The organism is Mesorhizobium sp. Root695, from assembly GCF_001428185.1.
Classification (GTDB): Bacteria; Pseudomonadota; Alphaproteobacteria; order Rhizobiales; family Rhizobiaceae; genus Mesorhizobium.
This window is the reverse complement of sequence record NZ_LMHO01000010.1, coordinates 26,140-51,789: the sequence shown is the minus strand read 5'-3', so window position 1 is coordinate 51,789 and position 25,650 is coordinate 26,140. Positions and strand designations below refer to the sequence as shown.

27 protein-coding genes and 1 tRNA gene are annotated in these 25,650 nt (G+C 64.8%); 22 read left to right on the top strand and 6 right to left on the bottom strand.

The window, feature by feature from the left end; all coding sequences use genetic code 11:
* Positions 1-113: 113 nt before the first annotated feature.
* Complete coding sequence (gene rsmI, locus ASD99_RS11640; RefSeq protein ID WP_082583252.1) at positions 114-1,055, top strand: 16S rRNA (cytidine(1402)-2'-O)-methyltransferase; 942 nt, start codon at positions 114-116, stop codon at positions 1,053-1,055.
* Positions 1,048-1,425: a YraN family protein gene (locus tag ASD99_RS11635; protein WP_056585368.1), complete on the top strand. Its 378-nt coding sequence runs from the start codon at positions 1,048-1,050 to the stop codon at positions 1,423-1,425. Before rsmI ends, ASD99_RS11635 begins: the two co-directional genes overlap by 8 nt.
* 49 nt (positions 1,426-1,474) lie before the next feature.
* On the opposite strand, the gene ASD99_RS11630 is transcribed toward ASD99_RS11635, so the two are convergent.
* Complete coding sequence (locus ASD99_RS11630; RefSeq protein WP_056585366.1) at positions 1,475-2,281, bottom strand: undecaprenyl-diphosphate phosphatase; 807 nt, start codon at positions 2,279-2,281, stop codon at positions 1,475-1,477.
* Between the two features lie 160 nt (positions 2,282-2,441).
* Here ASD99_RS11630 and ASD99_RS11625 point away from each other — a divergent pair, with 160 nt between their 5' ends.
* The 12 genes from ASD99_RS11625 (at position 2,442) to ASD99_RS11570 (ending at position 14,210) form a co-directional block, all read left to right on the top strand.
* The gene (locus ASD99_RS11625; protein WP_056585364.1) at positions 2,442-3,134 is read left to right on the top strand and encodes a glutathione S-transferase family protein; all 693 of its coding nucleotides are present in this window, start codon (positions 2,442-2,444) and stop codon (positions 3,132-3,134) included.
* On the top strand, positions 3,115-4,269 hold the full coding sequence (queG, locus tag ASD99_RS11620; RefSeq protein WP_057143759.1) for a tRNA epoxyqueuosine(34) reductase QueG: 1,155 nt from the start codon (positions 3,115-3,117) through the stop codon (positions 4,267-4,269). Before ASD99_RS11625 ends, queG begins: the two co-directional genes overlap by 20 nt.
* The gene (locus tag ASD99_RS11615) at positions 4,266-5,186 is read left to right on the top strand and encodes an SDR family oxidoreductase (protein WP_057143758.1); all 921 of its coding nucleotides are present in this window, start codon (positions 4,266-4,268) and stop codon (positions 5,184-5,186) included. The genes queG and ASD99_RS11615 overlap by 4 nt, the downstream gene beginning before the upstream one ends.
* Before the next feature lie 64 nt (positions 5,187-5,250).
* Positions 5,251-6,345, top strand: a complete 1,095-nt coding sequence (mepA, locus tag ASD99_RS11610) for a penicillin-insensitive murein endopeptidase (protein WP_057143757.1) — start codon at positions 5,251-5,253, stop codon at positions 6,343-6,345.
* A 188-nt stretch (positions 6,346-6,533) separates the two neighbouring features.
* The gene (locus ASD99_RS11605; RefSeq protein ID WP_057143756.1) at positions 6,534-7,580 is read left to right on the top strand and encodes a glucokinase; all 1,047 of its coding nucleotides are present in this window, start codon (positions 6,534-6,536) and stop codon (positions 7,578-7,580) included.
* 78 nt (positions 7,581-7,658) lie between these two features.
* Positions 7,659-9,530, top strand: coding sequence for an ABC transporter ATP-binding protein (locus ASD99_RS11600; protein ID WP_057143755.1), 1,872 nt, complete (start codon positions 7,659-7,661; stop codon positions 9,528-9,530).
* The gene (dapB, locus tag ASD99_RS11595; protein WP_057143754.1) at positions 9,527-10,369 is read left to right on the top strand and encodes a 4-hydroxy-tetrahydrodipicolinate reductase; all 843 of its coding nucleotides are present in this window, start codon (positions 9,527-9,529) and stop codon (positions 10,367-10,369) included. Before ASD99_RS11600 ends, dapB begins: the two co-directional genes overlap by 4 nt.
* A 90-nt stretch (positions 10,370-10,459) precedes the next feature.
* Positions 10,460-11,080, top strand: a complete 621-nt coding sequence (locus ASD99_RS11590) for a 2,3-bisphosphoglycerate-dependent phosphoglycerate mutase (RefSeq protein ID WP_057143753.1) — start codon at positions 10,460-10,462, stop codon at positions 11,078-11,080.
* Positions 11,081-11,165: 85 nt separating this feature from the next.
* A tRNA-Leu gene (locus tag ASD99_RS11585) sits at positions 11,166-11,250 on the top strand.
* 165 nt (positions 11,251-11,415) lie between these two features.
* Positions 11,416-13,095 carry an FAD-dependent oxidoreductase gene (locus ASD99_RS11580; RefSeq protein ID WP_057143752.1) on the top strand — a complete coding sequence of 560 codons (1,680 nt, stop codon included), beginning with the start codon at positions 11,416-11,418 and terminating at the stop codon, positions 13,093-13,095.
* Positions 13,092-13,400, top strand: coding sequence for a UBP-type zinc finger domain-containing protein (locus ASD99_RS11575; protein ID WP_056592531.1), 309 nt, complete (start codon positions 13,092-13,094; stop codon positions 13,398-13,400). Before ASD99_RS11580 ends, ASD99_RS11575 begins: the two co-directional genes overlap by 4 nt.
* 267 nt (positions 13,401-13,667) lie before the next feature.
* Positions 13,668-14,210: a cytochrome b gene (locus ASD99_RS11570; RefSeq protein WP_056592534.1), complete on the top strand. Its 543-nt coding sequence runs from the start codon at positions 13,668-13,670 to the stop codon at positions 14,208-14,210.
* Positions 14,211-14,291: 81 nt separating this feature from the next.
* Here the strand turns inward: ASD99_RS11570 and ASD99_RS33890 are convergent, their stop codons facing one another.
* Together ASD99_RS33890 and ASD99_RS11565 are read right to left on the bottom strand one after the other, a co-directional pair.
* Positions 14,292-14,465: a hypothetical protein gene (locus ASD99_RS33890; protein WP_200950989.1), complete on the bottom strand. Its 174-nt coding sequence runs from the start codon at positions 14,463-14,465 to the stop codon at positions 14,292-14,294.
* 169 nt (positions 14,466-14,634) lie between these two features.
* The gene (locus ASD99_RS11565; protein ID WP_056592537.1) at positions 14,635-15,117 is read right to left on the bottom strand and encodes a DUF2127 domain-containing protein; all 483 of its coding nucleotides are present in this window, start codon (positions 15,115-15,117) and stop codon (positions 14,635-14,637) included.
* A gap of 37 nt (positions 15,118-15,154) precedes the next feature.
* Between ASD99_RS11565 and ASD99_RS11560 the strand changes: the two genes are divergently transcribed.
* The gene (locus tag ASD99_RS11560) at positions 15,155-15,697 is read left to right on the top strand and encodes a phosphatase PAP2 family protein (RefSeq protein WP_056592540.1); all 543 of its coding nucleotides are present in this window, start codon (positions 15,155-15,157) and stop codon (positions 15,695-15,697) included.
* A gap of 76 nt (positions 15,698-15,773) precedes the next feature.
* Here the strand turns inward: ASD99_RS11560 and ASD99_RS11555 are convergent, their stop codons facing one another.
* The 3 genes from ASD99_RS11555 to ASD99_RS11545 all read right to left on the bottom strand — a co-directional run bounded on the left by ASD99_RS11555 (position 15,774) and on the right by ASD99_RS11545 (position 18,514).
* Complete coding sequence (locus tag ASD99_RS11555; RefSeq protein ID WP_056592543.1) at positions 15,774-16,154, bottom strand: YkvA family protein; 381 nt, start codon at positions 16,152-16,154, stop codon at positions 15,774-15,776.
* A gap of 74 nt (positions 16,155-16,228) precedes the next feature.
* Complete coding sequence (locus ASD99_RS11550) at positions 16,229-16,408, bottom strand: hypothetical protein (RefSeq protein WP_056593378.1); 180 nt, start codon at positions 16,406-16,408, stop codon at positions 16,229-16,231.
* Positions 16,409-16,525: 117 nt separating this feature from the next.
* Positions 16,526-18,514 (bottom strand): BTAD domain-containing putative transcriptional regulator, encoded by a 1,989-nt coding sequence (locus tag ASD99_RS11545; protein ID WP_057143751.1) that lies wholly within the window; start codon positions 18,512-18,514, stop codon positions 16,526-16,528.
* Between the two features lie 241 nt (positions 18,515-18,755).
* Here ASD99_RS11545 and cysK point away from each other — a divergent pair, with 241 nt between their 5' ends.
* From cysK to ASD99_RS11510, 7 genes are all read left to right on the top strand, one after another.
* Complete coding sequence (gene cysK, locus ASD99_RS11540) at positions 18,756-19,844, top strand: cysteine synthase A (protein WP_056592546.1); 1,089 nt, start codon at positions 18,756-18,758, stop codon at positions 19,842-19,844.
* Between the two features lie 13 nt (positions 19,845-19,857).
* Complete coding sequence (locus ASD99_RS11535; RefSeq protein ID WP_057143750.1) at positions 19,858-21,345, top strand: pyridoxal phosphate-dependent decarboxylase family protein; 1,488 nt, start codon at positions 19,858-19,860, stop codon at positions 21,343-21,345.
* A gap of 48 nt (positions 21,346-21,393) precedes the next feature.
* Positions 21,394-21,750, top strand: a complete 357-nt coding sequence (locus tag ASD99_RS11530) for a hypothetical protein (protein ID WP_056592553.1) — start codon at positions 21,394-21,396, stop codon at positions 21,748-21,750.
* Between the two features lie 126 nt (positions 21,751-21,876).
* Positions 21,877-22,248 (top strand): hypothetical protein, encoded by a 372-nt coding sequence (locus ASD99_RS11525; RefSeq protein WP_056592556.1) that lies wholly within the window; start codon positions 21,877-21,879, stop codon positions 22,246-22,248.
* A gap of 106 nt (positions 22,249-22,354) precedes the next feature.
* Complete coding sequence (locus tag ASD99_RS11520; protein WP_056592559.1) at positions 22,355-22,981, top strand: CDGSH iron-sulfur domain-containing protein; 627 nt, start codon at positions 22,355-22,357, stop codon at positions 22,979-22,981.
* Positions 22,982-23,040: 59 nt separating this feature from the next.
* Positions 23,041-23,343, top strand: coding sequence for a cupredoxin family copper-binding protein (locus ASD99_RS11515; RefSeq protein ID WP_027052789.1), 303 nt, complete (start codon positions 23,041-23,043; stop codon positions 23,341-23,343).
* A 236-nt stretch (positions 23,344-23,579) separates the two neighbouring features.
* Positions 23,580-25,622, top strand: coding sequence for a hydantoinase/oxoprolinase family protein (locus ASD99_RS11510; RefSeq protein ID WP_057143749.1), 2,043 nt, complete (start codon positions 23,580-23,582; stop codon positions 25,620-25,622).
* Positions 25,623-25,650: the final 28 nt, after the last annotated feature.

Here is a 25,650-nt window from a genome sequence, read left to right as displayed (position 1 = left end):
GGGGCTAATCTGCCAATACCGGTTTCGTTCCCCACTGTGGCAAAGGAATGGCGAGTTCCTTACATCGGCGTCAGCTTTTGCAAGCCCGCGCCAGCCGTGCCAAACAGGGCTGAATGGAGAAGGCATCAGTGACCGGCGAGACGGGCAAGCGAAGCTATGTGATCGGCCAGACCGAGATCGCGGCCCGGCCGCTCAAGCCGGCGCTCTATCTGGTGGCGACGCCGATCGGCAATCTCGCCGACGTCACGCTGCGCGCGCTGGAGACGCTGGCCGCCGCCGACATCGTCGCCTGCGAGGACACGCGGGTCTCGCGCGTGCTGCTCGACCGCTACGGCATCCGCCGCCGAACCACCGCCTATCACGAGCACAATGCCGGCGAGGCCGGGCCGAAGCTGATCGCGGCGCTCCAGGCTGGACAGAGCGTGGCGCTGATCTCCGATGCCGGCACGCCGCTGGTGTCCGATCCCGGCTACCGGCTGGTCGGCGAGGCGCTTGACCACGGTATTCGCGTCGTGCCGATCCCCGGCCCGTCGGCGCCGCTCGCGGCGTTGACCGCATCCGGCCTACCCTCAGATGCCTTCATGTTCGCCGGATTCCTGCCGGTGAAGACCGGGCAGCGGCTGACGCGGCTGGAAGCACTGAAAGCCGTGCCGGCGACGCTGATCTTCTTCGAATCGCCGCGCCGGCTGGCCGACTCACTTCTCGCTATGGTCGAAGCGCTCGGCGGCGAGCGCAAGGCCGCGATCGGCCGTGAATTGACCAAGACCTTCGAGGAGATGCGCACCGGCACGCTGCGGGTGCTCGCCGACCACTATGCGACGGCCGATACACCGAAGGGCGAGATCGTCGTCTGCGTCGGTCCGGCCGAGGCCAAGGCCGACGAACCAGCCGATATCGACCGCCTGCTTTTGTCGCTCGCCGCCGAAATGCCGGCTTCCAAGGCGGCGGCGGAAGCCGCGAAGATGACGGGCGGCCAGAAACAGGCGCTCTACCGGCGGTTGCTGGAGCTCAAGGATGCCGCCGAGGACGTTATTGCGGAAGGCGACGGTGGCTGAGCGCCCGAGCGCCAGCCGCCAAAAGGCCTATCGGCGCGGCCATCGCGGTGAATGGCTGGCGGCTGCAGTGCTGATGCTGAAGGGTTACCGGATACTCGCACGCCGCCATCGCACGCGCTTCGGCGAGATCGACCTGATCGCGCGGCGCGGCGACCTGGTGCTGTTCGTCGAGGTCAAGGCGCGCCGCACGCTGATGGAGGCCATGGAGGCGATCGGCCACGAATCGGAACGCCGCATCGAGGCGGCCGCCGACATCTGGCTGTCGCGCCAGTCGGACTACGGCAAACTGTCGATGCGCTTCGACATGGTCGCGGTGCTGCCTTGGCGCTGGCCGGTGCATGTCGAAAACGCGTTTTATGGAAGGAGTTGAAGGGCCATTGACGGGCGTTGCTCGCCCTTCGCGCTACGCCGACCACTCCTCACCCCCAGATCATCAACGCCACCAGCCCGACACCGCCGACCACCAGCCGCCACCAGCCGAACAGCGCGTAGCCTTTGCGCGAGACGTAGTCGAGCAGGAAGCGCACGACGATGAGCGCGGTGACGAAGGCGGCGACGAAGCCGACGGCGATGATCGGCAGGTCGGCGCTGCTCAGCACATCGCGGTTCTTGAACAGGTCGAAGGCGAAGGCGCCGACCATGGTCGGGATCGCAAGGAAGAAAGAAAATTCTGCCGCCGCGCGCTTGTCGACGCCCAAAAGCAGCGCGCCGACGATCGTCGAACCCGAGCGCGACGTGCCGGGAATCAGCGACAGGCACTGGAAAAGCCCGATCTGCAGGTAAAGCCGGGTCGGGAACCGCTCCACGTCGCGGTAGACCGGTTTGAGGTTCATGCGGTCCACCGCCAGCAGCACGACGCCGCCGATGATCAGCATGATGCAGATCAGCCTCGGCGATTCGAACAGCACCGTCTTGATGAAATCATGCGCTAGCGCGCCGATGATCGCCGCCGGCAGGAACGCGATCAGGATGCCGATGACGAAGTGCCGCGTCAGCCGGTCATGCGGCAGGTCGAGCAGCATTTGCCACAGGCGGCGGAAATAGACACTCAGGATCGCCAGGATGGCGCCGAGCTGGATCAGGATCTCGAAGGCCTTGCCGGTCGAATGGAAGCCGAGGAAATGGCCGGCGAGCAGGATATGGCCGGTCGACGACACCGGGATGAACTCGGTCAGCCCCTCCAGCAGGCCGAGCAGCAGGGCTTCGACGATGGTCTGGCTTTCCATGGCTACCTCGGCATTGGCGTGACGGCGGACAGAACGGCTTGCTTGTCATGGCGTGCAAGTCCCCCTATAGGTCGCAACACCCTGACGGCCCGCTAACCGGGCGGCCAAGACTTACCGGTGCGCCCTGCGATTCGCCAGTGCGCTTTATCATCGCGGAACCATGCTGACGCTTTTCCACCATCCCATGTTCGCCACCTGTCGCTTCGTTCGCCTCGCTTTTGGCGAGTATGGCGAGGAGCTGGCCCTGATCGAGGAGAAGCCGTGGACCCGGCGCAAGGAGTTCCTGGCGCTGAACCCGGCCGGCACGCTGCCGATCCTGCTGGCCGAAGGCGACGTGCCGATCGTCGGTGCGACGGTCATCGCCGAGTATCTCGATGAGACGCGTGGCGTGCTGAAGCGCGACAAGCGGCTGTTCGCCGAGGATCCGATGCAGCGCGCAGAAATCCGCCGGCTGATCGACTGGTACCTCAACAAGGCCGAAGGCGAAGTCACCCGCCATCTGGTGCGCGAGCGCGTGCTGAAGCCGGTGATGCCGGAAACGGCCGGCGGCGGTTCGCCCGATTCGGGCGCCATCCGTGCGGCGCGCGCCAACATCCGCCAGCACATGAAATACACCAACTGGCTGGCCGGCACCCGCCATTGGCTGGCCGGCTCGAGGGTCACCTATGCCGATCTCGCGGCCGCGGCAACGCTGTCGGTGCTCGATTATCTCGGTGAGATCGACTGGCGTGAACACGCCGCGGCGCGCGAATGGTACACGCGGGTCAAATCGCGGCCCTCCTTCCGGCCGCTTTTGACCGACCGCGTGCGCGGCCTGTCGCCGGTGTCGCATTATGCGGACCTCGACTTCTGACGCCGCAAAACTGCGCGCGCTGATCGACGCAGAGGCGCGCCGCGCCGGCTTCGATGCCGTCGCCGTCACCACCCCCGATGCAATCCCGCTGGCGCCGGCGCGACTGGCCGAGTTCGTCGCCGACGGCTTTCACGGCTCGATGGGCTGGATCGCCGAGACGCTGCAACGCCGCGCCGAACCGACGGCACTGTGGCCGCAGGTGCGCTCGATCATCGTGCTGGCGATGAACTACGGCCCCGACCATGATCCGCGCGCTGTGCTGGCCAAGCGCGACCGCGGCGCCATCTCGGTCTATGCGCAAAACCGCGACTATCACGATGTGATGAAGGGCCGGCTGAAGGAAATCGCCGGCAAGATCGTGGCGCGCGCCGGCGGTGATGTGAAGGTGTTCGTCGACACCGCGCCGGTGATGGAAAAGCCGCTGGCCGAGGCCGCCGGGCTTGGCTGGCAAGGCAAGCACACCAATCTGGTCAGCCGCGAGCACGGCTCCTGGCTGTTCCTCGGCACCATTTTCACCACAGCCGAGCTTGCGCCCGACCGGGCGGAGATCGACCATTGCGGCTCCTGCCGCGCCTGCCTCGACGCCTGCCCGACCGATGCCTTCCCGGCGCCCTACCGGCTCGATGCTAGGCGCTGCATCTCCTATCTCACCATCGAGAATAAGGGGCCGATCCCGCATGAATTCCGCGAAAAGATCGGCAACCGCATCTATGGCTGCGACGATTGTTTAGCTGCGTGCCCGTGGAACAAGTTCGCCCGGGCTGCTTCCGAAGCAAAACTCGCCGCGCGAGACGATCTGCGCGAGCCGCCGCTCGCCGACCTTCTGGGTCTCGATGACGCGGCCTTCCGCGCCTTCTTCTCGGGTTCGCCGATAAAACGCATCGGCCGCGATCGTTTTGTCCGCAACGTGCTGGTCGCGGCCGGCAATTCCGGCGATGCCTCCCTTGCCGGCAGCGTGCGTACCTTGCTCGGCGATCCGTCGCCGCTGGTGCGGGGCGCGGCAATATGGGCGCTGGCGCGGCTGGTGCCCGATGCCGAATACTTGCAAAGGGCAGCTGTCGGCCTGAAAACCGAGAGTGACGAAGCCGTGCGCGACGAATGGCGTCTGGCGCGGCCAACCAGGGCGCATGCATGAGCGAAAAACAGGTCTTCATCTTCGGCGCCGGCTATTCCGGCAAGGCTTTTGCCCGAGCCAGCAAAGCCTCTGCCCGCGCCGGCAAAGGTGCTGCGACGATCTTGGGCACGACGCGCTCGGCGGACAAATTCGAGGCGCTGCGGCAGGCCGGCATCGCGCCGCTGCTGTTCGACGGCGCGCTGACCGAGCAAATCGGCGATGCGCTGAAGAAGACGACGCATCTGCTGATTTCGGTTGCCCCGGAAGAGGTCGGCGATCCCGTGCTGAATGCCGCCCGAGAGGCAATCGCTCAAATGCCAGCGTTTGAGTGGATCGGTTATCTCTCCACCGTCGGGGTCTATGGCAATTATGACGGCGCTTGGGTCGATGAAACGGCCGAATGCCGGCCGGTGTCGAAGCGCTCGGTGATGCGGGTGGCGGCCGAGCAGGACTGGCTGCAATTGGGCACGGACATAGGCCGACCGGTGGCGATCCTGCGGCTTTCCGGCATTTACGGGCCGGGCCGCAACGCCCTGGTCAATCTGGAAAACGGCAGCGCAAGGCGGCTGGTCAAACCAGACCAGGTGTTCAACCGGATCCATTGCGACGACATTGCAGGCGCGCTTTGGCGACTGATCGAAGGCAATACAGGTGGCATCTTCAACGTCACCGACGATCTGCCGGCGCCGCCGCAGGATGTCGTCGCCTATGCCGCTTCCCTGATGGGCATCGAACCGCCGCCCGAAATTCCCTTCGACGCCGCCCAACTTTCGCCCATGGCGCGGTCCTTCTATGGCGAGAACAAGCGTGTCGCCAATGCGGCGATCAAGGCGGCGGGCTATTCCCTGCGTTTTCCGGACTACCGCACCGCCTTCGACCATATGTGGGCAAGCGGCAACTGGCGCGACGGCGAGGCGCGCAGCCCGATGAAGCGCTGACGATCGAACCGCGGTGCGTTGCGTGCTATGATTTGGGCTTGGATTGCGGTGGGGATTCGGTTTCATGAAGACAGTGATGCTGCCATTTCTCGGCAAAACGCCCCTGTTGGCCGCCGCGCTCGGTCTGTTTGCCCTCGTCGGCTTCGCCACGCAGCCGGCAGCGGCCGAGGAACGGGCGAAGGACCTGTTCGGCGCCAAGAAGCTGCCAGCCGCGACATCAGCGCAGTCGATCGGCTTCTATTCCAAGGGCTGTTTTGCCGGCGGCGTCGCCATTCCCATGGATGGTCCGACCTGGGAGGTGATGCGACCGTCACGCAACCGCCGCTGGGGCCATCCGACGATGATCGCGGTGATCGAGAAATTGTCGCGCGATGCCGCGGCCGATGGTTGGCCAGGGCTTTTGATCGGCGACATCTCGCAGCCGCGCGGCGGCCCGATGATGACCGGCCACGCGTCGCACCAGATCGGGCTCGACGCCGACATCTGGCTGACGCCGATGCCCAGCCACCCGCTGTCGATGGCGCAGCGCGAAAGCATGAGCGCCACCTTGATGGTCGACGAGAAGACCCATCTGGTGAAGGACGCGCTGTGGACGCAGGCGCACACAAGGCTCCTGAAGCGGGCAGCGAGCTACAGCCAAGTCGAGCGCATCCTGGTCAATCCGGGCATCAAGAAAAAGCTCTGCGACACCGTCAAGGGCGACCGCAGCTGGCTGCGCAAGGTCAGGCCGTTCTGGGGCCACGACTATCATTTCCACATGCGCATCGGCTGCCAGCCGGGATCGCCCGGCTGCAAGGCGCAGGAAGCGACGCCGGACGATGACGGCTGCGGCAAGCCGCTGGCCTGGTGGTTCACGCAGGAGCCGTGGCGCCCCAACAAGAACCCGGATGCGCCCAAGGCCCGCGACCTGATGACGATGGCGAACCTGCCCCGCGAATGCCGCGCCGTGCTCGACGCGCCGGCGCCGGCCTCCGCCGAGGCCGCGACTTATCATGGCGGCGGCGCGCCGGTTGCGGTGGCAGCGCCTGAACCCGAAGCGCCGTCACTGCCCGCCACCGCGGCCAGCGGCACGGCAGGACTGCCAAGTGCGGTGAACGCCTTCACCGCGACCCCCGAGATCGGCGTCCCGCTGCCGCGGCCACGGCCGCCGGGAAACTGACGGTCGCGGCACCAATCGGCAGGCTCAATCGGTTTAGGATCTCATTTCTGCGAAACAGTGGCCGTTTGGCCGCAGAGCCGGCCTCAGCGCGCCGCCGGGTTCGAAAACCGTTTCCCTTTTCAAACTCATGCGCTAGTCAACGGGAGAACGGCTAGATGCCGTCGGGGGCGCCGGGGACGGACGAGAGCATGCCAGGCACAGGCGATGACGATACTTTGTTGCGGTTTCCGATCCTGATCGGCGACATCGGCGGCACCAATGCGCGCTTTTCGATCGTGATCGACGCCAATTCCGAGGCCGGCGAGCCGACCGTCGTCCAGACCGCCAATTACAACACCATCGACGAGGCGATCCAGGCGGCCGTGCTCGACCGCTCATCGGTCCGCCCCAATTCGGCGGTGCTGGCGGTGGCCGGCCCGGTCGATAGCGATGAGATCGAGCTCACCAACTGCCCATGGATCGTCAAGCCAAGAAAAATGTTCGCCAGCCTTGGCTTGAGCGACATCGTCGTGCTCAATGATTTCGAGGCGCAGGCGCTCGCCGTCGTCGCGCTCGGCGAGGAGCACATGGAGAAGATCGGCGGCGGCACGCCGGAGCCAAATGCCGGCCGCGTGGTGCTCGGTCCGGGAACCGGGCTCGGCGTCGCCGGGCTGGTTTATGCGCTTCACCACTGGATCCCGGTGCCGGGCGAGGGCGGCCATATGGACATCGGCCCGCGCACACCGCGCGATTTCGAGGTTTTCCCGCATATCGAGAAGCTCGAGGGCCGCATTTCGGGCGAGCAGATCCTGTGTGGGCGGGGTCTGGTCAATGTCTATCGGGCGGTGGCCAAGGCGGACGGCAAGCCGTCGCCCTTCACCACGCCGGCGGAAGTCACGGCCGCCGCACTGGCGAAAACCGATCCGGTTGCCGAGGAAGCGCTGGAGACTTTCGTCACCTGCCTCGGGCGCACCGCCGGCGATCTTGCTTTGGTGTTCATGAGCCGTGGTGGCGTGTTCCTCACCGGCGGCATTGCGCAAAAGATCGTGCCGGCGCTGAAAGCCGGCAATTTCCGCGCCGCCTTCGAGGACAAGGCGCCGCACAGCGCGCTGATGCGCACCATGCCGGTCTATGTCATCACCCATCCGCTGGCAGCACTTCTGGGCCTTGCCGCTTATGCCCGCAACCCCTCGCTCTTCGGCGTCCAGACGGAAGGACGGCGGTGGCGCGACGAAGTTAGTCACCCCAAGGCATAGGCAAGCCGGCCCCTTGGCGTTAAGAGGGGTGCCGAATTGCCCGGCCGCGGGAAGCGGAAACCTACGAAGCGCTCCGATTTGACATTTCAGCCCCCCAATTTGTCGAAACCCCGTGCGGGCGAGATCGTGGCGGTCATCCGCCGCATTCTCCAGGAAAACGGCCGCGAGTACCGGGGCGCGTATATTTTCACGATCCTCTGCCTGCTGACCGTGTCGGCGACGACGGCGCTTGCCGCCTGGATCATGAGTCCGGTCGTCAATCAGATCTTCTATGAACGGCGTGGCGACCTGATCCCCTGGATCTGCGCCGCACTGCTCGGCGCTTTCATCCTGCGCGGCCTTGCCGGCTACGGCCAGGCGGTGACGATGGCCAGGATCGGCAACAATCTGGTGGCGCGCTACCAGCAGCGCATCTTCAACCATCTGATGAAGCTCGGCGTCAGCTTCTTTAACGACACAAGGTCCGGGCGGCTTGCCGCGCAGGTCAACGAGAACGTCAACGGCATTCGAGACCTGTTGTCGATGACGGTGACCTCGACCGCGCGTGACGCCGTCTCGCTGGTCGGCCTGGTCGGCGTCATGATCTACCAGGATCCGGTCCTTTCGCTGAGTTCGCTGCTGATCGGGCCGCCGCTGATCTGGACCGTTACCTACCTGATGCGTCGGGTGCGGCGCATCACGCGTGAATCGGTGCAGATCAACTCGCGGCTGATCGGCGCCATGCAGGAGGCGACGCAAGGCATTGCCATCGTCAAGGCCTTCACCATGGAGGATGAGCTGTCGCGCCGCATCAGCAAGCTCGCCGAGGACGCGGAACAGCGGTCGAACAAGATCGCCCGCGTCTCCGAGCGGCTGACGCCGGTTTCCGAGCTGCTGGCCGGCATCGCCTTCGCCAGCGTCATCGCCTATTCCGGATATCGGGCCACCGTTCTCGGCCAGCCGCCCGGCGCGGTGTTTTCCTTCATCACGGCGCTGACGCTCGCCTATGATCCGGCCCGCCGGTTGGCGCGCATGCAGGTCGGCATGGAACGCGCGCTGGTCAATGCGCGCATGATCTACGAGCTTCTCGACATCGAGCCGCAGCAAAGCGATGCGCAGGGCGCAGCCGAGGCGAAGTTCACCTCCGGCGAAGTGCGCTTCAACAACGTCTCCTTCCACTATGTCGAGGAGGCACCGATCCTGCACGATCTGAGCTTCACCGCGGCCGCCGGCAAGGTGACGGCCATCGTCGGCGCTTCGGGCGCCGGCAAGACGACGCTGGTGGCGCTGCTGCAGCGCTTCTACGACGTCGAGGCGGGCACGATCGAGATAGACGGCCAGGACATTTCGAAGGTCACCAAACAGTCGCTGCGCGGCTCCATCGCCTATGTCTCGCAGCAGCCCTATCTGTTCGAAGGCACCATCCGCGACAATATCCGCTACGGCCGGCCGGGCGCTACCGATGGCGAGATCGAACAGGCCGCAAGGCAGGCCGCGGCCGATGATTTCATCCGCCAGCAGCCGCAGGGTTATGACACGCCGGTCGGCGAGAACGGCGTGACGCTTTCTGGCGGGCAGCGCCAGCGCGTATCGATCGCGCGGGCCATTGTGCGCCAGGCACCGATCCTGTTGCTCGACGAAGCGACATCGGCGCTCGACAACGAGGCCGAGGCGCGCGTGCAGCAGGCACTCACCCAGGTCATGGAAGGCCGCACCACCATCGTCATCGCGCACCGGCTGTCGACGGTGGTCAACGCCGACCACATCATCGTCATGGAACAGGGCCGGCTGGTCGAGGAAGGCACGCACGCTTCGCTGATGGCCGATCCGCACAGCGTCTATGCCCGGTTCCACCGCATCCAGGGCATCAAGGGCCTGGGGCTTGTCGATGACAGCGCGCCGATCCAGACTTCGGCCCAAGGCCCAATTCGCAACACCGAGACGCAGAGCATCGCCGGGAGCAAGACATGAGCGAGACGCCCGCAACCGACAAGCCAGCAAGTGATATGGGCCTGGTGGTGGTCGGCGCTGCTGGCCGCATGGGCCAGACGCTGATCCGCGCCATCCACACCATCCCCGGCGCGCGGGTCATCGGCGCGGTCGAGCGGGCGGGTTCGCCCTATCTGGGCAAGGACGCCGGCGAGCTCGCCGGCGTCGGCCGCATCGATGTGGCGATCGGCGACGATCCGCTGCCGGTCTTCGCCAAGGCCGATGGCGTGCTCGATTTCACCACCCCGGCCTCATCAGTCGAATTCGCCGGCTACGCGGCGCAGGCGCGCATCGTCCACGTCATCGGCACGACCGGCTGCAAGGCCGACGACAATGCCAGGATCGCGGCGGCGGCGCGCCATGCGACGATCGTCAAGTCGGGCAATATGAGCCTCGGCGTCAATCTTCTGGCAGTGCTGGTGGAACAGGCGGCACGCGCGCTCGACGCCGACGATTTCGACATCGAGATCCTCGAAATGCACCACAAGCACAAGGTCGACGCCCCGTCGGGCACCGCTTTGCTGCTCGGCGAGGCCGCCGCCGCCGGGCGCGGTATCGAGCTGGCCGGCAATGATGTGCGCGTCCGCGACGGTCACACCGGCGTGCGCAAGACGGGCTCGATCGGCTTTGCCACGCTGCGCGGCGGCTCGGTGGTCGGTGACCACAGCGTGCTGCTGGCCGGTACCGGCGAGCGCATCACGCTGTCCCATCACGCCGAGGACCGCGCCATCTTCGCTCGCGGCGCCGTCAAGGCGGCGCTTTGGGCGCGTGGCCGCAAACCGGGACTGTATTCGATGCGGGACGTGCTCGGCCTCAGCTGAGACGGACCATCCACACCTCTTTGTTTTAACGCAATTCCGGACGGAAAACCGCTTCACACTTTCCTGGAATTGCTCTTGAAGGGAGCAAACATGTCGAGAACCCTCGTGCTCGTGCGCCACGGCCAGAGCGAATGGAATTTGAAGAACCTGTTCACCGGCTGGCGCGACGTCGACCTGACCGAACAGGGCCACGCCGAGGCCAAGGCCGCCGGCCAGAAACTCAAGGCGCGTGGCATGAAATTCGACATCGCCTTCACCTCAGCGCTGATCCGGGCGCAAAAAACCTGTCAGCACATACTCGACGCGGTCGGCCAGAGCGACCTGAAGACCATCCGCGACCAGGCGCTCAACGAGCGCGACTATGGCGACCTCTCGGGCCTCAACAAGGACGACGCCCGCAAGAAATGGGGCGAGGAGCAGGTGCATGTCTGGCGCCGCTCCTACGACGTGCCGCCGCCCGCCGGTGAAAGCCTGAAGGACACCGGCGCCCGCGTCTGGCCCTACTACCTGCACGACCTGCAGCCGCACGTGCTGCGCGGCGGCACGGTGCTGGTCGCCGCGCACGGCAACTCGTTGCGTGCGCTGATCATGGCGCTGGACGGCAAGTCGGGCGAGGAGATCGTCAAGCTGGAACTCGGCACCGGCGTGCCGGTCATCTACCAGCTCAACGCCGATTCCACCGTGGCCTCGAAGGAAGTGCTGGAGGCCTGACGGTCCTTGAGCCGGCAAGCGGCAAACGGCTTTGAAAAAAGCGCGTTGACACACATCGCTTGCCCGCTTACATGAGCCCGCACCAGCCCAGATGGCGGAATTGGTAGACGCGCACGGTTCAGGTCCGTGTTCCGCAAGGAGTGGAGGTTCGAGTCCTCTTCTGGGCACCATCTTTCCCGACTACCAACGGGATCAAGCAGATTTCTCAACAGAATGCCTCCTCGGGTCAAGCCCGAGGATGACGACGGTGTGCTGCCGCCAACCAATCTCCCCTTCCGGCCAGGGGCTGAATAAACCGCTTCAAACTCCGCAGCCGCTTCGCTACGCTCAAAACCATGGCTCAACCCACCAATCCGATCTTCGGCGCGCGTCGCGATCAGGCGTTCCCCACCTTGGCGCAGGCGGACATCGATCGCATGCGCCGGTTCGGCAAGGCCAGCTTCTATGCGGCCGGCGAGAACATCGTCACGGCCGGCGATGTGGCGCCCGGTCTGATTGTCGTGCTGTCCGGCAGCGTGGACATCACCCAGGATGGCGGGCTTGGCCGGCTCGAAACGATCGCCACGCATGGTCCGGGCAGTTTTGTCGGCGAGCTGGCGGAGCTTTCGGCCCGTCCCTCTCTGGTGAATGCGCAGGCCGCCGAACCGGTCGAGGCGTTCGTCATCGCCTCGCATCGGCTGCGCGACCTGATGGTGCAGGAGGCCAATCTCGGCGAGCGCATCATGCGCGCGCTGATCCTGCGCCGTGTCGGGCTGCTGGAAAGCGCCACCAGCGGACCGATCATCGTCGGTCCCGTCGACAATTCCGATGTGTTGCGGCTTCAGGGGTTTCTCGCCCGCAGCGGCCAGCCGCACCGCGTGCTCGATTCCGACAGCGATCCTTGCGCGAAAACCCTGGTTGAACGCTTCGAGGTCGACCCCCATCATCTGCCGATCGTGCTGTGTCCAAACGGCAGGCTGCTGATGAATCCCGGCGAAAAGGACCTCGCCCGCTGCATCGGCCTGTTGCGGCCGATCGATGCGGACAAACTATACGATGTCGCCATTGTCGGCGCCGGACCGGCGGGGCTGGCGGCCGCCGTCTATGCGGCCTCCGAAGGGTTGTCGACCATCGTGCTGGATTGCCGTGCCTTCGGTGGACAGGCGGGTGCCTCCTCGCGCATCGAGAACTATCTCGGGTTCCCCACAGGCATTTCCGGCATGGCGCTGATGGCGCGCGCCTACAACCAGGCGCAGAAATTCGGCGTCGAAATGGTGATACCGGACGAGGCGAAGCTTTTGAGCGCTGCGACCGACGGCGCCCGTTACAGGCTCGATGTCGGCGATGGCGAGACGGTGCGCACGCGCAGCGTGGTGATCGCCAGCGGCGCGCGCTACCGCCGCCTCGACATCGCCAATCTGGCGCGGTTCGAGGGAACGTCCGTGCATTATTGGGCGTCGCCCATCGAAAGCCGGCTTTGCGCGGGCCAGGAAGTGGCGCTGGTCGGCGCCGGCAATTCGGCCGGGCAGGCGGCTGTCTATCTGGCCAGCCATGCGCGCAAAGTGGCGCTGCTGGCGCGCGGCGGCAGCCTCGATGCCAGCATGTCGCGCTATCTGGTCGAGCGCATCAGGGCGCAACCGAACATCGAGGTGCTGACCGGGGCCGAAATCATGGCTCTGGAAGGCGACGAGGGCAATCTTGGCACAGTGCGCTGGCGCAACCGCGCCAGCGGCGCGGAAACGACGCGCCCGATCCGCCATCTCTTCCTGTTCATCGGCGCCGACCCGAACACCGATTGGCTGGCGAACTGCGATGTGGCGCTTGACGCCAAGGGATTCGTGCGCACCGGATCGGACCTGGGATCGGCGCAGATGGAGACGAGCCGCAGCGGTGTGTTCGCCATCGGCGATGTCCGCGCCGGGTCGGTCAAGCGCGTCGCGGCGGCTGTCGGCGAAGGCGCCCAGGTGGTCGCGGCATTGCATGCATATCTCGCGCGCGGCAACGCCGACGCGCCTCAAACGGCAGGGAGACCATGATGGATGAATGCAGGCACACGCGCGACATCAGGAAGGTGACGCCGAGCGCGCTCGGCTGCGAGGAATGCCTGACGAGCGGGTCGCAATGGGTGCATCTGCGGCTGTGCCGCACCTGCGGTCATGTCGGCTGCTGCGACGACTCGCCCAACCGCCACGCCACCAAGCATTTTCACGCCACCAAGCATCCGATCATCGAGGGCTACGATCCGCCGGAAGGCTGGGCATGGTGCTATGTCGACGAGGTGTTTGTCGACCTCGGCGACGACGTGACCCCGCAGAACGGTCCGATCCCGCGCTTTTATTGAGGTCCGCCCTACGGACCGGAAAAAGCCCGGTTCGGCCGGGCCTTTCTTTGTCCAAGCATAATCGCCACCCGATGCCCGGCTGTCAGCGAACTGACAGGTTGCCCGTTCCAGGGTCTGCCAGCTCACGATCACAGCAGCCCGATCCTGGACGCTCTCTTCAGCGCATCGCCACTGGGTTCTTGAGCGCGCCCAAAAGGGATCGTCTCCCGAACAAAGCTTTGACATGATCGCGGCTGGTCTAGAAGCATTCAAAACGGGAAGGTTCGCATGCACCCCACCTATACAAGCACGCAAAAGGCCATTCACTGGGCGGTGTTTCTGCTGGTCGTCGGCCTTTATGGCTTGACCTATATGGAGGAGCTTTTTCCACGCGGCGATCCCGGCCGCGCGATCGTCTGGTGGTTACATATTTCGTTCGGGCTACTGCTGTTTGCGCTGGTCGTCATCCGTGTCGGCCTGCGTCTGGCGCTGGGAACGCCGGGGCTGCCGACGGAAATGTCGGAACTTGAACGATGGGCGGCAAAGATCGCGCATCTGCTGCTTTATGCGCTGCTCGTGACCATTCCGGTTCTAGGCATCCTGCTGACCTGGTACAGGGGCGACGCGTTGAGTTTCTTTGGCCTCTTCACCATCCCGGCTCCGGTTTCGCCCGACCGCAACACGGCCCAATTCGTCAGGGAACTGCACAGTCTCTGCGCCAATTCCATCCTCATCCTCGCCGGAGTGCACGCGGCCGCGGCGCTGTGGCACCATTTCATCCGCAAGGACGACGTGCTCAAGCGAATGCTGCCGGAAGGCACGGGTGCCTAGTCCGTGAAAGTGTGAGACTGTTTCCCGGGAAAAACGCATAGCGCTTTCCCTTGGGAAGATAGACCCAAGGCGCTTCTTCAATCAGTCTCGCCGTGTTGGCGCCGGGGCGGGCTCGGGGTTGTCCACGCTGTTCTCGTTGATCTGGAAGGCCTTTCCTTCGACCTTCTTTTTCTTCAGGTCGTCGCCGGTCTGTTGCTGCGGCGGGTGCTTCGGGTTTTGCTTGGTGTTCTGGTTCACGTCGAGAGCTCTGGTCATCATTTCCTCCAGCGGATTTCCTGGAACACAATGTCCGACGGTGCGTGGGGTTCCGGCAAAAGAAGACGCTCCCTGCGACCGGGCGTCTGCAGCCCGGCCGCTGTGCGGTCTATCGAGGGTTTCCGTCGGACGGCGTGCAGGAGCAGCGACGAGGCCGTCAGTTCGACTGTCATGCCGGCTTGTGCTGTCTCACGATCCTCCACTCATGCCAGATCAACACCATGACGACCGCATCGAAGACGGTCAGGACGAGCAGGCCGATCGAATGGGTGTATGAGTAGCGATAGACTTGATAGACCATGAATAGGCCCAATGCCGCGAGTGATGCCGGGTAAGACCAGAGCTTGCCTCTCAAAAGCCCGACAACCAAGGCCAGCTTTATGAGGCCGTGGCTGAGCAGGTAGAAGGCGTAAAACTCCTGGCTGGCGATCGAGAAATGGCTTGCCATTTGCGACAGATGGCCAGCTATGAAATCGGTCGGATCTTCGATCAATTCCTCCTGGGTGAGAGCATTGACCCAGGAGGCAATGGCATCGGTGGTGACGACATAGAGCAGGATCCCGCCGATGCATTCGATCAGGGCATGCGCGCCCTTGAGCCAGACGCCGATTTCGAAAATCTGATGGATACGACGTTCATCGACGAGCTTCAAAACCCACCTCACGATCAACTACGGAAACCGACGCCAAATGGATGTGGCTTTAACACACTGGGCAAATGCCGCGGCCGGTATCAGCCCTTTTCTTGATAAAACGATGATCGGCGTCTCACAAATCGGCGTTCCCCTCATGGTGCTGGCCGTGGTCCTGCAATGGTGGGCGAAGGTCGACCGCTACCATGTTCGTCACGCGGCCGTGTCGGCCGGTCTGGCGTTCTTGCTCGGTCTGGCGATCAACCAGTTCATTCTTCTGTTCGTGCATCGGATACGGCCCTACGATGCCGGCGTGACGCATCTGTTGATTGCGCCCAGCGCCGACTGGTCATTCCCATCCGATCACGCGACAGCCGCCATTGCGATTGTTGCGGCCTTTGCGATGCAAGGCCTCCCGCGCCGGACGATTGCGCTTTTTATCATGGCATTCCTGATCTGCTGGTCGAGAATCTACATCGGAACGCACTACCTGACCGACGTTGTCGGTGGGGCCGTCACCGGCGTCCTGGGTGCCATCGTGGTGCGACTGGCTTACCGCGAGAACTCCCGGTTGGACAAACTGGTGACCAAAATTCTCTAGCTCGGCGCGGCTCAACGACGCGTTCGGGTATGCAGTTGAGCTGTTTCCACACTACACTACGGACGCGACTTCAAAGTCAGCCAGCGAAGCATCGATACCCCAGCCATCCCGCCAGCGCGACCGAAGCGACCCAGATACAGGCGATGATCACCGCCGCACCGCGGCTCACGGGCCTGTCAACGGCAAGGGCGGCGGCCTCTCGATGTTCCGCCATGACCTCAGGCGGTATCATCCTGACCACGGCAAGGATGCCCAGGGGGATCAAGATCGCATCGTCGAGATAGCCAACCACGGGGATGAAATCTGGGATTAGGTCAATTGGCGATAAGGCGTAGCTTGCGACAAACACGGCAAGCGCCTTGGCGTACCACGGCGTTCGGGGATCACGCGCGGCGAGGTAGAGCGCATGCACGTCGCGCTTGATCGTTCGTGCCCATTCATTCAGTGCCGTGGTCATTGGCGACTTTAGCGCCAAATGATGACGCCCCGATAGCGCACGCCAGGAGATGCTCGGCGAGCCCCTACATGGTCCTATCGCACCGACCCCGTGACAGTCGGGTCGATCGTGCTGGGAACGGATTTGCGTTCGTTGCCGGCGAGTGCCGCTATGATCAGCAGGCTTGCAACCACCGGGACAAATAGGATGGCAATGCGGGCTTGCACGTAAAATATGGCGCGCCATTCATTGCGCTTGTCGGGGCTGTTGCTCATCATACTCACTTTGTCACACCCCCCGGGCCGTGACATAGCCGCGAACGGTTAAGCAACCCCTTCCGATAGTGTTAACCGGGCGGAATCGAGGCGAAATTCTCAGGCGATACGCGGGCCTCAGCCCAGCCCAATCCGCCTTGCCCCTTGCCGGAACAGCGCCACGGCATCCGGCTCGAAGTGGAAGGTGCCGATGAAATCGTCGAGGCGATAGTCCGGCCGCGTCTTGCGGATGGCGGCGGCAAAGCCGCGTGCCTCGTCGAGCCGTCCCGCCAGAGCCAGGCAGTGGGCCGCGATTGCCAGGATGATGGCGTGCGCGTTGGGCCGCGCCGCCGCCTTCAGCGCCCATTCGGCCGCCTCCTCGAACTGGCCTAGCCGGACATGTGCCATGGCGCGTGCCCCCAGCATGCCAAACAGCAGCGGGTCGAACGGGCTCAGATGGCGCGAATGGTCGGAGGAGCCGATCGCCGCCTGCGGGTCGCCCGACTGAGAGTGGACGAAGGATAGTGCATAGTGGCCAAGTGCGAAATTCGGGCTGAGGTCCACAGCCCGTTCCAGTTCGATCAGCGAACTGTCCTGCTCGCCGCGCAGCCACAGCGCCCGGCCCATCGCCCAATGCGCTGCCGGATTGTGGTCATCGATCAGCAGGCTGCGGCCGGCGCTCTCGAAGGCCAGCGCGCTTTCGCGGTCACGGTCGCCCCAGCGCTGGAAGGCGTTCTGCCAGTGGGTGAAGGACAGGCCGGCATAGGCACGGGCAAAAGTCGGGTCGAGCTGCAGGGCCGTGTCAAAGAAATGCTTCGCCTGCTCGTTCTCGGCCTGGGTGAAGCGGTACATGTGCCAGAGGCCGCGATGATAGGCCTCCCAGGCGTTGAGCGAACTGGGCGCCTTCAACATGGCGCGGTTACGCTCCATCGTTTCGATCTCGGCCGAGATCGACGAAACGATGCTGTTGCCGATATCGTCGAGCACGGTGAAGATGTCGTCGGGCCTGCGCTCGAACGTCTCGGCCCAGACGATCCTGGCAGTGCGCACCTCGATCAGTTCGACGCTGACAATCAGGCGGCCGGCCGGGCTGCGCACCGTTCCGGTGGCGACATAGTCGACATTCAGCCGGCGGCCGGCATCCTCGGGCGCGATGTCCTTCTCGGCCAGCGCAAACACCGATCCGCGCGCGATGACGAAGAAATCCCGGAGCTTGGCGAGGCGGGTGATGATGTCGTGGGTGAAACCATCGGCCAATCCACTGCCTGCGCCGGTCTCATCAACAAACGGCATCACCGCCAGCGAAGCGTGGCTGGGCTCGACCGGGCCGGCATCTGAGGGCGTCGCGATCAACTGCGATATTGTGGACAGGCAGGCCGGCTGCGGTTGGAGCGGGGTGCCCGACTGTTGGTCACGGATTGCCCGCCAGGCCGCGCGAAGCGGTGCAAAATCTAGTTCCTCTGACTGGAACAATCGTTCCGCCGAAGCCAGGTGCTGCTCGGCCGCGCCGATCTCGCCGCGCCGGGCCAGACTGGCCAGAAGTGCTGCATGCGCACGCCCGTCGAACGGCGCCAGTTCCACCCATTTGTCGAGATAGACGATCGCCTCTTGGCTATCCGTCGGCAGGCTTGCGACAAGCTGTTCCAGCAAGGCGATGTGGCACGAGTGAAAACGGCGACGCTGGGCGATCAGCCAGCTGTTGAAATGAGGGCTGCGCTCGACCTCCAGCCCATCCAGCAAATCGCCGGCAAACAGTCCGGCAAGCGCTCGTAGCCGCTCGACATCGAGGTGACTGTTGCCTTGCGCGATCGCGCCGGCGACCTCCAGCGCATCCACATGGCAATCGTCCAGGTCAAGCGCGACCGTATCGCCCTGTGTGGAGATCCGGCGCCGCTCCGGCTCGTCGAGGACGCCGCGCAACTTGCTCAGGCACCAGCGCAGCTCGCCCCGTGGATCGTTCGGCACGTCCCACAGCAATTCGCACAGGCGGCTGCGGCCGGCCGGATGCGGTGCCAGCGCCAGGTAGGCGAACAGCGCTCGCAGCTTGCGCGACGCCGGCAGCGCCACCGGCACGCCGTCGCGCAGGATCGCCAGCGCCCCGAGCAGGCGCACGGAAAGCGCCGGCATCTCGCCGTCCAGCCTCGATCGTGCGGATTCCACGTTGGTTTCCACGCCTGCTCCCACGCTGGCCTGTCGGCCTCTCCTGTATCACCAAACACGACACGGCGCATCCGGCAGCGGATTTAAGCGCCGGATACCGTCATTGCCGCTGTGCGGCATGTTAGTCCTAGCGCGGCAAGGTCACGAAACCTCGCCGCCCAACCCGCCGGTTTGTAACCGGTCTGTGACAACAATCGAGGAGACCAAGATGTTGCATCAGCAGAAAATCAGGACCACGGCCGGTCGCGGTCGCCTGTTCGACAGCATTCTCGACACCGTCGGCGATACGCCGGTGGTCCGTATCAACAATCTGGGACCAGCCCACGCGACCATCTACGTCAAGGCCGAATACTTCAATCCCGGCGCCTCGGTGAAGGATCGTCTGGCGCTCAACATCATCGAGGAGGGCGAGCGCAGTGGTGCGCTGAAGCCGGGCCAGACGGTTGTCGAGGCGACCAGCGGCAACACCGGCATCGGCCTGGCCATGGTCTGCGCGCAGAAGGGCTATCCGCTGGTCGTCACCATGGCCGACAGTTTTTCCGTCGAGCGCCGCAAGCTGATGCGCATGCTGGGCGCCAAGGTGGTGCTGACGCCGCGCGCCGAAAAAGGCGTTGGCATGTACAAGAAGGCGGTGGAACTGGCTGAGGCCAATGGCTGGTTCCTCGCCCGGCAGTTCGAGACGGCCGCCAATGCCGCCATCCACGAGGCGACCACGGGGCGGGAGATCGTCAATGATTTCGCCGGTTCGCGGCTCGACTACTTCGTCACCGGCTATGGTACCGGCGGCACCGTCGTCGGCGTGGCACGCGTGCTGCGCCGCGAGCGGCCGGAAACCCGCATCGTGCTGTCCGAGCCGGCCAACGCGCAGCTCATCGGCAGCGGCAAGGCGCAGCAGCGCGGTGCCGATGGCGCTCCCGCTGCCAGCCATCCGGCCTTCGAACCGCATCCGATCCAGGGCTGGACGCCGGATTTCATCCCCAACGTGCTGCAGGAGGCCATCGACTCCAGCCTCTACGACGAGGTGATGCCGATTGCCGGGCCCGAGGGCATCAAATGGGCCAAGGCGCTGGCACGCCAGGAAGGCATCTTCACCGGCATTTCCGGTGGCGCCACCTTCGCAGTGGCGCGGCAGGTCGCGGAGAAAGCGACGGCCGGGGCGGTGATCCTGTGCATGTTGCCCGACACCGGCGAACGCTACATGTCGACGCCGCTGTTCGACGGCATAGAGACCGAGATGGACGCCGACGAGATCGCCCTGTCGCGCTCGACGCCCGGCTGCCAGTTCCCGGCGGCTTGACGGGAGATCCGCTATGGACGCCGTGCAAGAACCCCTCGGCCTGGTGGCCGAGGAAACGCTCGATCCCCTGGACTGGGCCGATGTGCAGGCCCTGTCGCACCAGGTCATCGACGATGCGGTCGATTATCTGCGTGACGTAGGCGACCGTCCGGTCTGGCGGGAGATGCCGGCCGATGTGAGAGAGGTCTTCGCGGCACCGCTGCCGCGATCGCCGGCGCCGCTCGCCGCTGTCTATGGCGAGGTCTCGCGCACGGTGATGTCCTATCCGATGGGCAACATCCATCCGCGCTTCTGGTCCTGGTATATGGGGTCCAGCAATTTCACCGGCGCGCTCGGCGACTTCCTGGCGGCAATCCAGGGTTCCAACCTCGGCGGCGGCAACCACGCCGCCGGGCTGATGGACAGCCAGGTGGTGAATTGGTGCAAGCAGATGCTGGGCTTTCCGGCTTCTGCCAGCGGCACGCTGGTCAGCGGCGGCTCGATGGCCAACCTTATCGGGCTGACCGTGGCGCGCAACACCAAGGCTGGCATCGACGTGCGCGAGCACGGCGTTGCTGCGATCGAGAAGCCGTTGCGTTTCTATGGCTCGGACCAGATCCACTCCTGCCACCGCAAGGCGATGGAAGCGCTCGGCCTCGGCAACCGGGCCCTGCGCCGCATCGCGACCGATGCCGGACTGCGCATCGACATCAATGCCTTGCGGGCGGCGATCGCCGAAGACCGCGCGGCCGGGTTCAAGCCGGCCTGTGTCATCGGCAATGCCGGCACGGTGAACACCGGGGCGATAGACGACCTGCGGACACTCGCCAAGCTGGCCCATGAGGAGGACCTCTGGTTCCATGTCGACGGCTGCATCGGCGCGCTGATCGCCATCGCACCTGAAAATGCCCATCGCGTCGCGGGCATCGAATGGGCCGATTCGGTCGCGCTCGATCCGCACAAATGGCTGCATGCGCCGTTCGAGGTCGGCTGTGCCCTGGTCAGGGATGCCGCCGCGCATCGCCGGACCTTCGCGGTGACGCCGGAATACCTGGAATCGACGCCGCGCGGCCTCGCTTCCGGCGAATGGCTGCACGATTACGGCTTGCAGACGTCGCGCGGCTTTCGCGCGCTCAAGGTGTGGATGGCGCTGAAGCAGCATGGCGTCGACAAGTTCGGCCGCCTGATCGACCAGAACATCGCACAAGCTCTCTATCTCGCAGGATTGATCGAGGCCGAGCCTGACCTGGAGCTGGCGGCATTGCCGACCATCAACATCGTCTGTTTCCGCTATCAGCCCGGCTTGGCCGGCGAGGCGCTGAAGGCGCTCAACACCGAGATCATGCTGCGGCTGCAGGAACAGGGTATTGCCGCGCTGTCGGACACCACGGTGCATGGCGAGCACTGGCTGCGCGTGGCGATCACCAACCATCGCACAAGGCGCGGGGATCTCGACCTTCTGGTGGGTGAAACGATGCGGCTGGGGCGCGAAATCGCGGCGCAGGGTGCTGCGTCTTCCTAGTCACCGGCAGGCATGCGATTCTGCCGCTCTGATTCGCGAGGTCCGACGGTGACGCTCTTTCGTATGGCTGCACTGGCGGCCTTTGTCTTCACCACCTCGGCGCAGGCCGCCGAGATGGCCTTCTTCATCAAGAACCTGCGCAAGGAAGCGGTTGCGGTCGAACTGTTCAGCCGCGACCGCGAGACGGTCTGGCCGGGCAACGACAAGGTGTTCCTGATCGACCCCAGCTCGCAGAAATCCGTGCCGCTCTCGTGCAATCAGGGCGAACGCATCTGCTATGGCGCCTGGGTCGATGGCAACGACAGCATCTCGGCCGGCGTCGGGCCGGACAATGACCAGCCTTGCGACAATTGCTGCTTCATCTGCGTGGAGCACTCGACCGAGACGATCGATCTGGTGCCGTAAAAGGGAGAAGCTGGCGTCGGACCCAAATTAAGTCAGGGATCAGGTCACCCGATCCACTTCCGCGATTCAATGCAGCATGCAATGGTCGCCCCGCGGCCGGGTGGGCCGCTACTTCAGGGGGTTACCATGCTTTACACCTATGCGCGCCGCACGCTGGTCGCGCTGTCGCTTGCCACACTGTTTGCGCCGTCCGCGCACGCCGCCGATATCACCTTCGCAATCAAGAACAGCCACCCCAACGCCATGCGCGTCGAGCTCTACAGTCAGGACCGCGACTATGTCTGGCCGGGCGAGGACAAGGACTATTTCCTCGACGATGGCGAGACCAAACAGCTGCCGATATCGTGCAACGAGGGCGAATCGATCTGCTACGGCGCCTGGGTCGATGGCGACGAGGGCACCTATTGGGGCGTCGGTCCCGGCAACAAGGAAAAATGCGAGGATTGCTGCTATACCTGCAACGGCGGCGAGACCGAGGAAATCGATCTGGTCCCCTGACCGGCTTGACGGTTTTCCCTGCTGGAGCCATAGCCTCGACAGATACCCAGAGCGCGCCGTGTCTGTCCGTTCAGACGCGCCGTGCTTCAGGCAAAGGAGCCCAGCTATGGCCGGCATGGTCGAAAGCGACAAGATCGACGTCGGATTCTCCGGCAGGCGCTGCATCCATTCGCGCAATTGCGTGCTGGGCGATCCGCATGTCTTTGTGCCCAACGCGCCGGGTCAGTGGATCCATCCCGACGCGGCCAGCGTCGAGAAGGTGGTCGCGATCGCCGAAAGCTGCCCCTCGGGCGCCATCACTTACATCAGGAAGGATGGCGGGCCGCAGGAGCAGCCGCCGGTGGTCAACACCGTGCGGCTGCGGGAAAACGGCCCGCTAGCCGTGCATGCCGAGATCGTGCTCGACGGCGAAACGTTTTACCGCGCCACGCTATGCCGCTGCGGCACCTCGGAAAACAAGCCGTTCTGCGACGGCAGCCACAACAAATCAGGTTTCACCGCCACCGGCGAGCCGGCGCTGAAGGACACGCCGGCGCTGGAGGCGAGGAATGGCCCGCTGAAAGTGACGCCGACCACCAACGGCCCGCTCAAGCTCGAAGGCAATGTCGAGATCGTCACCGGCACCGGCCATACGATCGACCGCACGCAACGCACCTTCCTCTGCCGCTGCGGCCATTCCGCCAACAAGCCGTTTTGCGACAACACGCATAAAAAGATCGGCTTCGTGGCATGAAAGGAGGTCCGCCAGCGTTAGTGTAGGATGAGGGTCTCGCGCTAAGGAGGAAATCCATCATGCGCACCATGCTTGTTCTTGCTTTGCTTGCCTTTGCGATGCCCGCCTACGCCGCCAATCATGCGGTCCAGATCAAGGGCATGAAATTCAACCCGTCGAAAATCTCGGTCGCTGTCGGCGATACCATCACCTTCACCAATGCCGACCCGATGACGCACACCGCCACCGCGCTTGACGGCTCCTTCGACACCGGCCATCTCGCCACCGGCAAGAGCGCCAAAGTCAAGATATCAGCCGCCGGCGCGCACCCATTCCATTGTGCGATCCATAGCTCGATGAAGGGCACTGTCACGGCGAAATAGTGGCATCTCGCCAGACTCTCTTCCGCCATGGGGGGAAGACTTCCAGCGTCGGTGGGAGGTGGTCACTGGCGTTGCGGCCAAAGCCGCCGATCTCCCCCATAAGGGTTCCCTTGAGGGGGGAGATCAAGTCCTCATCATGGTCATCGCGTGTTGGCCCAGCGCTCGCGGCTTTATCGCCCGCTCCGTATCGGCTAAGGGCAGGGCAGAAAAATTCGCCAGCCGGACCGCCATCAGAAATGACCGTCAAGACCAAGCCAAAGCCCCTGTTCCTCGGGATCGATACCGGCGGCACCTACACCGATGCCGTGCTGTGGTCAGAAACGGAAGGCCCGCAGCAGGGGCCGAACAAGGGCAAGGTGCTGGCCAAGGCCAAGGCGCTGACCACACGGCATGATCTTGCCGTCGGCATTTCCGGCGCGGTCGACGCGGTGCTGCAGAAGGCTGGCACCGATCCCGCCGCGATCAAGCTGGTTTCGATGTCGACGACGCTTGCCACCAACGCACTGGTCGAGGGCCAAGGCGGCCGCGTCGCGCTGGTGATGATCGGCTTCTCCGAGGGCGACCTCGCCCGCGACGGGCTGAAGGCCGCGCTGGGCACCGACCCGGTGGTTTTCTGTCCTGGCGGCCACGACGTGCACGGCAATGCTGCAAAACTGGATCTGTCCGGGCTGGAAGCGGCGCTGCCGGAACTCGGCGCATCGGTGTCCGGCTTTGCCGTCTGCGCCTATTTCGCCACCCGCAATCCGGCGCACGAGGTCGCCGCCCGCGAGCTCATCCGCGAAAAGACCGGGCTGCCGGTAACCGCCAGCCACGAGCTGTCGGCCAAGCTCGGCGGTCCGCGCCGGGCGCTGACGACGCTGCTCAACGCCAGGCTGATCTCGATGATCGACCGGCTGGTGGCGGCGACCGAAGGTTTTCTCGAAGCACGCAACATTGCGGCACCGCTGATGGTGGTGCGCGGCGATGGCGCGCTGGTTTCGGCGGCGTTTGCCCGCCAGCGGCCGATCGAGACCATCCTCTCCGGACCGGCCGCCAGCCTCGTGGGCGCCCGCCACATGACCGGGCTCGACAACGCCATGGTGTCCGATATCGGCGGCACCACCACCGACGTCGCCGTGCTCGACGGCGGCCGGCCGCGGCTCGATCCGGAGGGCGCCACCGTCGGCGGCTTCCGCACCATGGTCGAGGCTGTCGCCATGCGCACCTTCGGCCTCGGAGGGGATTCTGAGGTGACGCTGGAAGATGGCGCGCTCAACCCGAAGATCCTGCTCGGGCCACGCCGCCTGGTGCCGCTGGCGCTGGCTGGCATGGCGCATGGCAGCGCCGTCACATCGGAACTCGAACGCCAATTGCGGACGCCCAATCCCGGCCGCATGGACGGCCGCTTCGCGGTGCGCACCGGCGTGCCGGACAGGCTCGCCGCCGGATTGACCGGCGCCGAAGCCAGGCTCTACGAGCTGATTGGTGCTGTGCCGCTCGCCATCGACAGGCTTTTGACCTCGAACGCGCAGAACGCGACGCTGAACCGGCTGGTGTCGCGCGGACTGGTGCATGTCGCCGGTTTCACCCCGTCGGACGCCGCCCATGTGCTGGGCAAGCAGGCAAACTGGGATCCCGTTGCCGCGCGCCTCGGCGCCGAACTGTTCGCCCGCAAGCGCGACGGCCGTGGCCAGTTCATCGCCGCTTCGCCAGAAGCGCTCTCGGAACGGGTGCTGGTGACGCTGACGCGCTGGTCGGCCGAATACATTCTCGAAACCGCCTTTGCCGAGGACGGCCTCGATGGCGCGTCGACGGTGGCGCATGCGCTGGTGCAGCGCGCGGTCGACGCCCATCCCGGCATTGCACGCTTAACCGTGGCGCTCGACCGACCGGTCATCGGCCTCGGCGCCTCGGCGCCGCTGCATTATGCCGGCCTGCCACCCTTGATCGGCAATGACTGCGTGGTGCCGGAAGACACCGATGTCGCCAATGCGCTTGGTGCCGTCGTCGGTCAGGTCAGGGTTTCGGCCGAGGCGCGGGTCAGCCAGCCCAAGGAAGGGCTGTTTCGCCTTGCCTCGGGCGAAACCGTACGCGATTTCCTCGACGAGGCGGCGGCGATCGCGGCGGCCGAGGCCGATGTCCGCGCCATCGTCGCCCAGCGTGCCAGGGATGCCGGCACCGATAGCGCCGAGATCGACGTTTCGACCGAGTTCCGCGTCTCGACCGTCGAAGCCCAACGCATGTTCATAGAGGCGCATGTGGTGGCGGTGGCCTCGGGAAGGCCGCGGATTGCGGTTTGAGCGAGGCGGCGAAATACGCCACCTTCAC

Excerpts from the sequence above, each read along its gene's own strand:
- rsmI (WP_082583252.1), top strand. The coding sequence starts at position 114 with ATGGAGAAGGCATCAGTGACCGGCGAGACGGGCAAGCGAAGCTATGTG.
- ASD99_RS11630 (WP_056585366.1), bottom strand. The coding sequence starts at position 2,281 with ATGGAAAGCCAGACCATCGTCGAAGCCCTGCTGCTCGGCCTGCTGGAG.
- ASD99_RS11625 (WP_056585364.1), top strand. The coding sequence starts at position 2,442 with ATGCTGACGCTTTTCCACCATCCCATGTTCGCCACCTGTCGCTTCGTT.
- queG (WP_057143759.1), top strand. The coding sequence starts at position 3,115 with ATGCGGACCTCGACTTCTGACGCCGCAAAACTGCGCGCGCTGATCGAC.
- ASD99_RS11615 (WP_057143758.1), top strand. The coding sequence starts at position 4,266 with ATGAGCGAAAAACAGGTCTTCATCTTCGGCGCCGGCTATTCCGGCAAG.
- mepA (WP_057143757.1), top strand. The coding sequence starts at position 5,251 with ATGAAGACAGTGATGCTGCCATTTCTCGGCAAAACGCCCCTGTTGGCC.
- ASD99_RS11605 (WP_057143756.1), top strand. The coding sequence starts at position 6,534 with ATGCCAGGCACAGGCGATGACGATACTTTGTTGCGGTTTCCGATCCTG.
- dapB (WP_057143754.1), top strand. The coding sequence starts at position 9,527 with ATGAGCGAGACGCCCGCAACCGACAAGCCAGCAAGTGATATGGGCCTG.
- ASD99_RS11590 (WP_057143753.1), top strand. The coding sequence starts at position 10,460 with ATGTCGAGAACCCTCGTGCTCGTGCGCCACGGCCAGAGCGAATGGAAT.
- ASD99_RS11580 (WP_057143752.1), top strand. The coding sequence starts at position 11,416 with ATGGCTCAACCCACCAATCCGATCTTCGGCGCGCGTCGCGATCAGGCG.
- ASD99_RS11575 (WP_056592531.1), top strand. The coding sequence starts at position 13,092 with ATGATGGATGAATGCAGGCACACGCGCGACATCAGGAAGGTGACGCCG.
- ASD99_RS11570 (WP_056592534.1), top strand. The coding sequence starts at position 13,668 with ATGCACCCCACCTATACAAGCACGCAAAAGGCCATTCACTGGGCGGTG.
- ASD99_RS33890 (WP_200950989.1), bottom strand. The coding sequence starts at position 14,465 with ATGACCAGAGCTCTCGACGTGAACCAGAACACCAAGCAAAACCCGAAG.
- ASD99_RS11560 (WP_056592540.1), top strand. The coding sequence starts at position 15,155 with ATGGATGTGGCTTTAACACACTGGGCAAATGCCGCGGCCGGTATCAGC.
- ASD99_RS11555 (WP_056592543.1), bottom strand. The coding sequence starts at position 16,154 with ATGACCACGGCACTGAATGAATGGGCACGAACGATCAAGCGCGACGTG.
- ASD99_RS11550 (WP_056593378.1), bottom strand. The coding sequence starts at position 16,408 with ATGAGCAACAGCCCCGACAAGCGCAATGAATGGCGCGCCATATTTTAC.
- ASD99_RS11545 (WP_057143751.1), bottom strand. The coding sequence starts at position 18,514 with ATGCCGGCGCTTTCCGTGCGCCTGCTCGGGGCGCTGGCGATCCTGCGC.
- cysK (WP_056592546.1), top strand. The coding sequence starts at position 18,756 with ATGTTGCATCAGCAGAAAATCAGGACCACGGCCGGTCGCGGTCGCCTG.
- ASD99_RS11535 (WP_057143750.1), top strand. The coding sequence starts at position 19,858 with ATGGACGCCGTGCAAGAACCCCTCGGCCTGGTGGCCGAGGAAACGCTC.
- ASD99_RS11525 (WP_056592556.1), top strand. The coding sequence starts at position 21,877 with ATGCTTTACACCTATGCGCGCCGCACGCTGGTCGCGCTGTCGCTTGCC.
- ASD99_RS11520 (WP_056592559.1), top strand. The coding sequence starts at position 22,355 with ATGGCCGGCATGGTCGAAAGCGACAAGATCGACGTCGGATTCTCCGGC.
- ASD99_RS11515 (WP_027052789.1), top strand. The coding sequence starts at position 23,041 with ATGCGCACCATGCTTGTTCTTGCTTTGCTTGCCTTTGCGATGCCCGCC.
- ASD99_RS11510 (WP_057143749.1), top strand. The coding sequence starts at position 23,580 with ATGACCGTCAAGACCAAGCCAAAGCCCCTGTTCCTCGGGATCGATACC.